Consider the following 11,563-nt stretch of genomic DNA (forward strand, 5'->3'; position numbering starts at 1 on the left):
CGCCGGCGGCTCCTGGCCGCCGCGGCGGCTCTGGTCGCGCTGGCCGCCGTCGGCGCCGGCAGCCTGCTCGACCTGCGCACCCCGACGCCGAAGCCGACCGACGCGCCGGCTGGTGAGTTCAGCGCCGGCCGGGCGTACGAGGACGTCCAGGTGATCGCGGCCCGGACGCACGTCGCCGGCAGCCCGGCCAACGACCAGGTACGCGCGCACATCGAGCAGCAGTTGCGCGGGCTGGGCCTGGAGACCGAGGTGCAGGACACTGTGGCACCGGAGGCCGGCCAGCTCAGCGGGGCTGCGGGCGGGGCGACGATGGCCCGCGTCCGCAACGTGGTGGCCCGGCTGCCCGGCACCGCGTCGACGGGCCGGATCTTCCTGGTCGCCCACTACGACTCGGTACAGACCGGGCCGGGCGGCAACGACGACGCCGCCGGCACCTCGGCCATCCTGGAGGTGGCCCGCGCGCTCACCACCGGCCCCCGGCCGCGCAACGACATCGTCTTCGTGTTGACCGACGCCGAGGAGGCGTGCCTGTGCGGCGCGTCGGCGTTCGCCGCCAGCCACCCGCTGGCCGCCGACGGCGGCGTGGTGCTGAACCTGGAGGCCCGGGGGTCCACCGGGCCGGTGATCATGTTCGAGACGTCGAAGAACAACGCGAAGCTGGTGGACGTCTTCGGCCGGGCCGCCCCGCACCCGGTCGGCACCTCGTTCGCCGTGGAGATCTACCGCGCGCTGCCCAACGACACCGACTTCACCGCGTTCCTCGACCAGAAGTTCGTCGGGCTGAACTCGGCGTACATCGACGGCGGCGCGATCTACCACACCCCGTTGGACACCCCAGCGGCCATGGACCGGGGCAGCCTCCAGCAGCACGGCGACAACGCGCTGGGAGTGGCCCGGGAGTTCGGCGCTGTCGACCTGACCGACCTGCGCTCCGGGCACGACGCCACCTACTTCCCGGTCCCCGGTGGTCTGGTCCGCTACCCGGGCTGGCTCACAGTGCCACTGGCCCTGCTCGCGGTGGCCGCGGTGGTCGCGCTGGGCTGGCTGACCCGCCGGCAGGGTCGGGCCAGCACCGGCCGGCTGGCCGCCGGCTTCGGGCTGGCCCTGGTGCCGATCGTGGCCGCTCCGGTAGCCGCCCAACTGCTCTGGCTCGCGATCACCACGATCCGACCGGGGTACGCCGAACTGCTCGACCCGTACCGACCTGTCTGGTACCGGTTGGCAGTCCTGGCGCTGGCCGCCGCCATCCTGTTCACCTGGTACGCGCTGACCCGCCGCCGGATCGGCCCGGCCGCCCTGGCTGTCGGCGGGCTGGCCTGGCTGGCGCTGCTCGGCGTGCTGCTCGCCGTGGCGGTGCCCGGCGGGGCGTACCTCACCACTCTGCCGGCGCTGGCCGGCGCGCTCGGCGGGCTGGTCGCGCTGCGTACCCGGCAGACCGGGCCGTGGCCGGTGGTGGCGGTGACCGCCGCCGCGGCCGTCGGCGTGCTCATCCTGCTGCCCACAGTGGTGCTGCTCTTCCCGGCGCTGGGGATGGGCATGGGCGGGGTGGCCGCGCTGGTCGCGGTGCTGCTCGGCCTGACCGCCCTGCCGGTGGTCGACCTCCTGCACCCGCAGGCCGGTGGCCAGCGCGGGCTGCTGGCGCTGCGGGCCCGGCGGCTCGGTGTGCTGCCGGCCGGGGCAGCCGCCGTGGCGGCGGTGGTGCTCGCCGGGGTCGGGCTGGCCGTCGACCGCTTCGACGCCGCGCACCCCGCGCCCACCCATCTGATGTACGCGATGGACGCCGGCACCGGTCAGGCCCGTTGGCTCAGCCACGAGAGCGATCCGCAGCCGTGGACGGACGGCTACGTGGACGGGATGGCCGACGTCGGCGACGACTTCCCCGGACTCGGCGACGGTGAGCTGCGGGCCGGGCCGGCGCAGGCGGCGAACCTGCCGGCGCCGAAGCTGGACGTGCTGGGCGACGCCACCGCCGGCGGCGAGCGCACGCTGCGGCTGCGACTGACCCCGCAGCGGGCGGCCCGGCTCGCGACCCTGCACGTCGACACGTCGACCGCGACCGTGCTGCGGGCCGAGGTGGCCGGACGGTCGGTGCCGGTGGAGGCCCGCGAGGGGAAGTGGGGCTTCGGGTTGGTCTTCCACGCCCCGCCGGCGGAGGGCATCGAGGTCACGCTGACAGTGCGGCCCACCGCCGCGCAGGTCGCGTTGCGGGCGATGGACGCGAGTGACGGGTTGGAGGCACTGCCCGGTTTCCAGGCCCGGCCGCCGGCCGTCGGCGTCGTCGGGTCGCACAGCTCGGAGATGTTGGCGGTCGCCCGCACCTATCCCATCTGACGGACACAGCGGTGGTCCGGCGTGGCGAATCGTCCGCCGGACCACCGTCTATTCGTAGCCACCGAAACGCCGGTCACCCTTTCCGGGATCGTTCAGTCGGAATGTGGTCAGTCCACTGGCTCGGGCTGACCGGCACCGATACGGTGCCACCGATTTCCGTCGTGATCGGTGAAGGTGAGATCCACCAGAACGGTGTCGGCCGGGCGTAACCGGTGTTCGGCCGTAACGGTGACGAAGATGTCCTGCGCATCCCGGCCAGGAATCCGGCGGACGTGTTTCGCGGCGGCCAGCTCGACGGATGTGCCGTCCGGGTCGTCCGGCGCGACGACCCGGGCCAGCACCGCCACGTCCAGCACCGGGGCGTCACTCTCGTTGGCCACCGTGAGCCGCAGAACCGACGTGCCCCGGATCTCGACCACCGCCGACACCAACCGGGCCTGACTGGCCCGGATCCGCAGGTCGTCGCTGCGTCGGGCGCGAATCTCCCGCCGCAGTCCAAGGTAGACGAACAGCACACTGGCGATGGAGCCGACCGCGCCGAACCAGTCCGGTACGGAACCCCAGTCGACCACGTCCTGGATTGGCGACCAGTTCATCAGTCCATCGTGGATGCCCCTGTCGAGCGCTACACACGGCGGATCGGCCGGATTCGACTGCGAAATGGGAATCGGGACACCGATTACGGTCATCCGCGTGGCCTAAACGGTGAGTGTGCAACACAGCACGACGGTGGATAGGCTTGCTGTCGACGTGGTGTGGGCGACAATCCCTCCGACTGTCCATCAGATGGACAGGATCTTCCGCCGCCGACCCCACTGCAATATCGCCACCGAAGGGGGACCGCATTGACTGCGGACGTTCCACCCGAGGATGTCACAGTGCCCCGGCCTGCGTACGACCGGCCGAGTCGCGTCTCCGTGGACCCACCGCTCGGGCGACTGGACAGCCCCCTGCACGGCCGCGACGCCCTGATCGACGAGATCGTGCGGCCCGCGGAAGGCACCGAGGGGCCCTCGGTGCACATCCTGTGCGGCATGGGCGGCTCCGGCAAGAGCCACGTCGCCCTGGAGATCGCCCGTCGCGCGCGGGCCGACGGCCGGACGGTCTGGTGGGTGCAGGCCGGGCGGCTCAACTCCGGCATGCGGGAGGTGGTCAGCCAACTCGGCGCCTCGGAGACCCAGGTCGACCAGGCCTGGGCTGGGATGATCAGCGCCACCGACCTGGTGTGGCGCTACCTCAACCAGGCCGCACAGCCCTGGTTGCTGATCTTCGACAGCGCGGACGAGCCCGCCACCCTGGGCCCCACCGACGGGGTGCTTGCCGACGGCACCGGGTGGTTGCGCCGCCCGGAGGCCGACTGCCGCTGGCCTGGCGGCAGCCGTGGGACACCGGACGGGCCGACGCGGCTCGACGCCGGCTGGACCAGCTCGCCGCCGGCCTGGCCGAGGTCCAGCGCGACACCGGCCGCGAGGTACGGATCGCCTTCGAGCCGGAGCCGGGCTGCGTGGTGGAGAGCAGCAGCCAGGCCGCAGCGCTGCTGTCCGGGATGGACACCGACCGGATGGGCGTCTGCCTCGACCTGGCCCACCTGGCGTGCGCGTGGGAGGACCCGGCCGAGGCACTCGGACGACTGCGGGCGGCCGGACTGCCTGTGGTGAAGGTGCAGGTCTCCGCCGCCGTCGAGGCGGCCGACCCGCAGGGCGGGGCCGACGCGTTGCGCCGCTGGGTGGAGCCGCGCTTCCTGCACCAGACCCGGGGCGCCGGCTGTGCCGGCCTGCCCGACCCGGCCGACCCGTCGTACGCGGCGGACGACCTCGACGAGGCGTTGGACCGGGCGCTGACCGGACCGTGGCGGGTGCACTACCACGTGCCCCTGCACGCCCCACCCGAGGAACCGCTCGGCTCGACCCTGCCGGTTCTGCGCGCAGCCCTGAGAGCGCTCTTCGACGGCCCGACCGCCGGCTGCGACCACCTGGACGTCGAGACGTACACCTGGGGGGTGCTGCCGGCCGCACGGCGGCCCCGCACCGACGCGGAGCTGGCCGCCGGCATCGCCGCGGAGCTGGCCTTCGCCCGGGACGAACTGGTCGGCCTCGGTCTGACCGCGGAGCGAACCGTGACGATGGGAGGAACGCGATGAGCCGCCGACTGGTGGTGCTCGACGTCGTGGGGTTGACCCCCCGACTGCTGGCGCACATGCCCCGACTACGAGGGGTCGCCGACGGCGGCTTCCGGGCCGAGCTGGGCACCGTGCTGCCCGCGGTGACCTGCTCGGTGCAGTCCACCTTCCTCACCGGCGAACCACCCAGCGGGCACGGGATCGTCGGCAACGGGTGGTATTTCCGGGAGCTGGGTGAGGTGCTGCTGTGGCGGCAGCACAACGCGCTGGTCGGCGGGGAGAAGCTCTGGCAGGCGGCCCGCCGGGCCGAGCCCGGCTACACCGTCGCCAACGTCTGCTGGTGGTACGCCATGGGCGCCGACGTCGACTGGACTGTCACCCCGCGTCCCGTGTACTACGCCGACGGGCGCAAGGAACCCGACTGCTACACCGACCCGCCGGAGCTGCACGACGCGCTCACCGGTCGGCTGGGCACCTTCCCGCTGTTCACCTACTGGGGGCCGACGGCGGGCCTGCCGTCGTCGAAGTGGATCTGCCAGGCGGCCGAGCAGATCCTCGCCGACGTGTCACCCGACCTGACCCTGGTCTACGTGCCGCACCTGGACTACGACCTGCAACGGTTCGGCCCGTCGTCCGCCCAGGCCGCCGCCGCGGCGGCCGAGTTGGACGCGGTGCTCGGCCCACTGCTGGACGCCGCCCGGGCCCGGGACGCGACAGTGGTGGTGCTGTCGGAGTACGGCATCACCGACGTGTCCCGACCGGTGGACGTCAACCGGCTGCTGCGCTCCGAGGGACTGCTGCGGGTGCACACCCAGGCGGGCATGGAGTACCTCGACCCGTGGACGTCCAAGGCGTTCGCGGTCGCCGACCACCAGATCGCCCACGTCTACGTCAAGGACCCGGCCGACGTGCCGGCGGTGGCGAAGCTCTGCGCCAACCTGCCCGGGGTGGCCGAGGTGCTCGACGCCGAGGGCAAGGCCGCGCACGGGCTGGACCACCCGCGCGCGGGTGAGCTGGTGCTGGTGGCCGAGCCAGACGCCTGGTTCACGTACTACTACTGGCTGGACGACGACCGGGCACCGGACTTCGCCCGGCTCGTGGAAATCCACCGCAAGCCGGGGTACGACCCAGCCGAGCTGTTCTTCGACCCGGCCAACCCCGGTGCCGCGAAGGCCCGCGCCGGCGTGGCGCTGGCCCGCAAGAAGCTCGGCATGCGCTACCTGATGAGCGCTGTCGGCCTGGACGCCGGTGCGCGGGCGGTGCGCGGCTCGCACGGGCGGCTGCCGGACGACCCCGCGGACGCCCCGGTGCTGCTCTGCTCCGACCCGACAGCGGCCCGGGACCGGATCGCGGCCACCGAGGTCAAGGGGCTGCTACTGGAGCTGGCCGGATTAGGCGCTGACGGCACGAGCGGTTCGGGGACGCGGACATGACGGTCACCGTCGCGCCGACGGACACGAGCGGACTGCGGGCCCGGTTCGACGCGGAGCTGGCCGGGTTCCTGGAACGGCAGGGCCCGGACTGGCCCGACGGCGCGCCGCGGGGCGTGTTCACCGCGCTGCAACGGTTCGTGCTCGCCGGCGGGAAGCGCCTGCGCCCACTCTTCTGCTACTGGGGTTGGCGTGGCGCGGGCGCTGCCGACGGCACCCCGATCGTGGTGGCCGCGGCGGCCCTGGAGCTGTTCCACGCGTTCGCGCTGATTCACGACGACATCCTGGACGGCAGTGACCGCCGCCGGGGCGAGCCGTCGGTCCACCGCCTCTTCGCCGACCTGCACGCCCGGTCGTCGTGGCGTGGTGACCCGGAGGCGTACGGTCGCAACACCGCGCTGCTCTGCGGGGATCTCTGCGCGGCCTGGTCGGACCAGATGTTCCACGAGTGCGGGTTGAGCACCGAGCAGGTGCACCGGGGGTACGGCGTGTTCGCGCTGATGCGTACCGAGGTGATCGCGGGCGAATACCTGGACCTGGTCTCGGGCGTGGGTGACGGCTCGGTGGCGAGCGCGCTCACCGTGATCCGGATGAAGGCAGCCCGGTACACGGTCACCCGGCCGTTGCAGATCGGCGCGGCCCTGGCCGGCGCGGGCCCGGAGTTGCTCGCCGCGCTGGAGGAGTTCGGTGACCCGCTGGGCGACGCGTTCCAGCTCCGCGACGATGTGCTGGGCGTCTTCGGAGACCCGGCGGTGACCGGCAAGTCCATCCTGGACGACCTGCGTGAGGGCAAGCCCACTGTGATGATGGCGCTGGCCCGCAGCGCGGCGGACCGGTCACAGACCGCCCGGCTGCGGGAGCTGTTCGGCAATCCGGCGTTGGACGCCGACGGCGCTGCGGAGCTTCGCGCCATCATCGAGACGACGGGTGCTCGGGAGCGGATCGAGCAGATGATCCGGGTGCGGACCGAGGCCGCGCTCGTGGCCCTGCAGGCCGCCGCGGTGGCCGACGAGGCTCGCTCGGCGCTCGTCGCGCTGGCCGGCCAGGCGATCGACCGCCGCGCCTGACCCGCGACTTTCGATCAGATCGACAAAAGTTGATGCTGAACCGCCGGAAGGTATGGACACATCGACACCTTCAACTTAGTGTCGTGACCAACACGACAATGTTTCGTCGAGGTGAACCGGCGGCGCGGTAACCCATCGACCCCCACCACCGCTACGGCATCCGGCGCGACGGCGCGCGCCCGGCCTGGCAGTCATTCGTCAGGAAGGGGCAGCACACATGTCCATGAAGGACGCTCCACGACAACGGTCCCGACGATGGTTCTCCGCCGGATCGGCGCTGCTGCTGGCGGCCACCACCGGCGCCGCCTCCCTCGCCGTCGGCACGGCCCCCGCGCAGGCGCACACGATCGTCGCCACCGACTTCCAGCAGGTCGAACTCGCCCGCGGGGTGAGCGACATGGGTGAGCCGATGTCGCTGGCGGTGCTGCCGGACCGTTCCGTCCTGCACACTGCCCGCAACGGCACCCTGCGCCGCACCGACGCCAACGGCACCACCTCGGTGATCGGCACGCTGTCGGTCTACACCCACGACGAAGAGGGGTTGCAGGGCGTCGGCGTCGACCCGGGCTTCGCCAGCAACCGGCAGATCTACCTCTACTACGCCCCGCCGCTCTCCACCCCCGCCGGCGACGCGCCCGCCACCGGCACCGACTTCTCCGCCTGGAACGGTGTGAACCGCCTCTCCCGGTTCACGCTCAACTCCGACTTCACGCTCAACCAGTCCAGCAAGGTCGACGTGCTCGACGTACCGGCCAGCCGGGGCGTCTGCTGCCACGTCGGTGGGGACATCGACTTCGACGCCGCCGGCAACCTCTACCTGTCGACCGGTGACGACACCAACCCGTTCGAGTCCGCCGGTTACTCGCCACTGGACGAGCGGACCAACCGCAACCCGGCGTACGACGCGCAGCGCAGCGCCGGCAACACCAACGACCTGCGGGGCAAGATCCTGCGGATCAAGGTGAACGCGAACGGCACGTACTCCATCCCGTCGGGCAACCTGTTCGCACCCGGCACGGCCCAGACGCGCCCGGAGATCTACGCGATGGGCTTCCGCAACCCGTTCCGGATCAGCGTGGACAAGGCCACCGGTGTCGTCTACGTCGGTGACTACGGGCCGGACGCCGGCTCCACCAGCTCCACCCGCGGGCCGTCCGGCCAGGTGGAGTTCAACCGGGTCGCCGCGCCGGGCAACTACGGCTGGCCGTACTGCACCGGCACCAACACCACCACCGAGACGTACAACGAGTGGGACTTCGCCACCAACGCCAGCGGGGCGAAGTACAACTGCACCGGCGGGCCGACCAACAACTCGTTCCGCAACACCGGCCGGACCACCCTGCCGCCGGCCCAGCCGGCCTGGATCCGGTACGCCGGCGACGCCGGCACCCCGACCGAGTTCGGCGGTGGCTCCGAGTCGCCGATGGGCGGCCCGGTCTACCGGTACAACGCGTCGTCGACTTCCACCACGAAGTTCCCGCAGTCCTTCGACGGGCAGTTCTTCGCGACCGAGTTCGGCCGCGGCTGGATCAAGCCGATCCACGTCAACTCCGACGGCTCCCGGGGCACCATCGACACCTTCCCCTGGGTCGGCAAGCAGGTGATGGACTCGGCGTTCGGCCCGGACGGCGCGTACTACGTGCTCGACTACGGCACCGGCTACTTCAACGGTGACGCCAACTCGGCGCTCTACCGCTTCGACTACGTCGGCAGCGGCAACCGGGCGCCCACCGCGAAAGCCAGCGCCAACCGCACCTCCGGTGCGGCCCCGCTCGCGGTGACCTTCTCCTCGGCTGGCTCGTCCGACCCCGAGGGCGGTGCGCTGACCTACTCGTGGGCCTTCGGTGACGGCACCACCTCGACCGCCGCCAACCCGACGAAGACCTACAGCGCCAACGGCACCTACACGGCCACGCTCACGGTCCGGGACCCGCAGGGTGCCACCGGCAGCAGCAGCGTGCAGATCAACGTCGGCAACACCGCCCCGACGGTGACGATCAACAACCCCGGCAACGGTCAGCTGTTCAGCTTCGGCGACACGGTGCCGTTCAGCATCACCGTCACCGACCCGGAGGACGGCACGATCGACTGCACGAAGGTCAAGATGACTTACGTGCTCGGCCACGACCAGCACGGGCACCAGATCACCTCGCAGAACGGTTGCTCGGGCACGATCACCATCCCGGTCGACGGTGAGCACGACGACGCGGCGAACATCTTCGCGATCTTCGACGCCGAGTACACCGACGCCGGTGGGCTGACCACGCACACCCAGCACACGCTGCCGCCACGGCACCGACAGGCCGAGTTCTACGGCACCTCGTCCGGGATCAACGTGTTCAGCAAGACCCCGGCCGAGGGCGGCAAGACCGTCGGCGACATCAACAACGGTGACTGGATCGCGTTCCAGCCGTACCGGCTGGGCAACGTGACCTCGTTCAACGCCCGGGTCTCCTCGGCGGGGGCCGGTGGCACCCTCCAGGTCCGGGCCGGCTCGGCCACCGGCACGGTGCTCGGCTCGGCCACGGTCCCGGTGACCGGCGGCTGGGAAACCTTCACCACGGTGACCGGGACGATCACCAACCCGCCGACCGGCACGACCACGCTCTACCTGACCTTCGCCGGGTCGGGCACCGGGGCGCTCTTCGACCTCGACGCCTTCACCTTCGTCACCGGCACCCCGCCGGCCGGCGGGACGGGGGCGATCAAGGGTCTGGCCGGCAAGTGTCTGGACGTGCGCAACGGCGCCAGCGCCGACGGCACGCAGATCCAGATCTACACCTGCAACGGCAGTGCGGCGCAGACCTGGGCGGTCACCCCGAACTCGACGATCAAGTCGTTGGGTAAGTGCCTGGACGTCTCGGGTGCCGGCACCGCGGACGGCACCAAGATCCAGCTCTACACCTGCAACGGGACCGCCGCGCAGAACTGGTCGGCCCAGGCCGACGGCACGCTGCGCAGCCCGGCGTCCGGCAAGTGCCTCGACGTCTCCGGCAACAACTCCGCCGACAGCACTGCGGTCCACCTGTGGACCTGCGTCAGCGGTGCCGCCAACCAAAAGTGGACCCTGCCCTGAGCTGGCGGGAGGGGCCCCCTGTCAACGCCTAGCCTTGGGCAGGGGGCCCCTCCTAACCGCGATTAGGAGAGCGATATGCGCAGACGCCTACGACCCGTCCTCGGTGCGGCCATGGCCGCACTCGCCGTCATCGCCTGTACGACACCGGCCACCCCGGCCAGCGCCGCCGACGCCCCCTACGACGTCCTGGTGTTCTCCAAGACCGCCGGTTTCCGGCACGACGCGATCCCGGTCGGCATCCAGACCATCCGCGACCTGGGCGCGGCGAACAACTTCACAGTCACCGCCACCGAGGACGCCGCCGCGTTCACCACCAGCAACCTGAACCAGTACGAGGCGGTCGTCTTCCTCAACACCACCGGCGACGTGCTCAACGCCAGCCAGCAGACCGCCTTCGAGTCGTACATCGCCTCCGGACGCGGGTACGTGGGTGTGCACGCGGCCGCCGACACCGAGTACGACTGGCCGTTCTACGGCAACCTGGTGGGCGCGTGGTTCAACTCGCACCCGGCGATCCAGCAGGCCAACATCAAGGTGGAGGACCGGGGTCACGCGGCGACCGGACACCTGCCGCAGACCTGGACCCGCACCGACGAGTGGTACAACTACCGGACCAACCCCCGGTCGACCGCGCACGTGCTCGCCACGCTCGACGAGTCGTCGTACTCGGGCGGTGGAATGGGCGCGGACCACCCGTTGAGCTGGTGCAAGAGCTACAACGGCGGCCGCTCCTTCTACACCGGCGCCGGGCACACCCAGGCGTCGTACGCCGAGTCGGGGTTCCGCAACCACCTGCTCGGCGGCATCCGGTACGCCTCCGGCCGGAGCAAGGCCGACTGCCGGCCCGAGACGGGCTACACCCCGATCTTCAACGGCTCGACGACCGGTTGGTCGCAGGCCGGTCCGGGCAACTTCACCAACTCCGACGCCACCCTCACCTCGGTCGGCGGCATGGGGTTGTTCTGGTACAACGCCAAGCAGTTCACCAACTACTCGCTGAAGCTGGACTGGAAGCTGGCCGGGGATGACAACTCCGGCATCTTCATCGGCTTCCCGCCGTCCAGTGATCCGTGGTCGGCGGTGGACAACGGCTACGAGATCCAGATCGACGCGACCGACGCGACCGACCGCACCACCGGGGCGGTCTACACGTTCAAGTCGGCCGACATCGCCGCCCGTGACGCGGCGCTCAACGCGCCGGGGGAGTGGAACACCTACGAGCTGTTGGTCGAGGGTGAGCGGCTTCAGATCTTCCTCAACGGGGTGAAGATCAACGACTTCACCAACACCAACCCGGTCCGCTCACTGGCCGGCCACATCGGCATCCAGAACCACGGCACCGGTGACGACGCCTCCTTCCGCAACATCCGGATCAAGGAGTTGGGCACCACGCCACCGCCGACCGGGAACACCACGATCCAGGCCGAGGCGTTCAGCTCGGCCAACGGTGTCTCCGCGTTCACCAAGGCGGGTGCCAACGGCGGGCAGACCCTCGGCTACATCGAGCCGGGCGACTGGGCCGCGTACAACGGGGTCAACC

The 11,563-nt window shown here is 71.2% G+C and carries 7 protein-coding genes; 6 read left to right on the forward strand and 1 reads right to left on the reverse strand.

The genetic code is table 11. The features are described from left to right. Positions 1-2,331, forward strand: a 2,331-nt coding sequence (locus tag ACWCO3_RS23545; RefSeq protein WP_450012060.1) for a M28 family peptidase, incomplete at its 5' end; no start/stop codon positions are given. 107 nt (positions 2,332-2,438) lie between these two features. On the opposite strand, the gene ACWCO3_RS23550 is transcribed toward ACWCO3_RS23545, so the two are convergent. Then, a complete protein-coding gene (locus ACWCO3_RS23550; protein ID WP_450012062.1) occupies positions 2,439-2,927 on the reverse strand; it encodes a hypothetical protein in 489 nt (162 codons plus the stop codon). A gap of 737 nt (positions 2,928-3,664) precedes the next feature. Between ACWCO3_RS23550 and ACWCO3_RS23555 the strand changes: the two genes are divergently transcribed. The 5 genes from ACWCO3_RS23555 to ACWCO3_RS23575 all read left to right on the forward strand — a co-directional run. Next, positions 3,665-4,471 (forward strand): TIM barrel protein, encoded by an 807-nt coding sequence (locus ACWCO3_RS23555; protein ID WP_450012064.1) that lies wholly within the window; start codon positions 3,665-3,667, stop codon positions 4,469-4,471. Next, the gene (locus ACWCO3_RS23560; RefSeq protein ID WP_450012066.1) at positions 4,468-5,883 is read left to right on the forward strand and encodes an alkaline phosphatase family protein; all 1,416 of its coding nucleotides are present in this window, start codon (positions 4,468-4,470) and stop codon (positions 5,881-5,883) included. Before ACWCO3_RS23555 ends, ACWCO3_RS23560 begins: the two co-directional genes overlap by 4 nt. After that, a complete protein-coding gene (locus ACWCO3_RS23565) occupies positions 5,880-6,947 on the forward strand; it encodes a polyprenyl synthetase family protein (protein WP_145779472.1) in 1,068 nt (355 codons plus the stop codon). Before ACWCO3_RS23560 ends, ACWCO3_RS23565 begins: the two co-directional genes overlap by 4 nt. 217 nt (positions 6,948-7,164) lie before the next feature. Continuing rightward, positions 7,165-10,023, forward strand: coding sequence for a PQQ-dependent sugar dehydrogenase (locus ACWCO3_RS23570; protein ID WP_208744945.1), 2,859 nt, complete (start codon positions 7,165-7,167; stop codon positions 10,021-10,023). Positions 10,024-10,098: 75 nt separating this feature from the next. Further along, a partial coding sequence (locus ACWCO3_RS23575; protein WP_450012069.1) for a ThuA domain-containing protein occupies positions 10,099-11,563 on the forward strand: 1,465 nt, incomplete at its 3' end.

This window comes from Micromonospora sp. NPDC002411 (assembly GCF_053592955.1).

Coding starts and splice junctions, on each gene's coding strand:
- ACWCO3_RS23550 (WP_450012062.1), bottom strand. CDS start 2,927: ATGAACTGGTCGCCAATCCAGGACGTGGTCGACTGGGGTTCCGTACCG.
- ACWCO3_RS23560 (WP_450012066.1), top strand. CDS start 4,468: ATGAGCCGCCGACTGGTGGTGCTCGACGTCGTGGGGTTGACCCCCCGA.
- ACWCO3_RS23565 (WP_145779472.1), top strand. CDS start 5,880: ATGACGGTCACCGTCGCGCCGACGGACACGAGCGGACTGCGGGCCCGG.
- ACWCO3_RS23570 (WP_208744945.1), top strand. CDS start 7,165: ATGTCCATGAAGGACGCTCCACGACAACGGTCCCGACGATGGTTCTCC.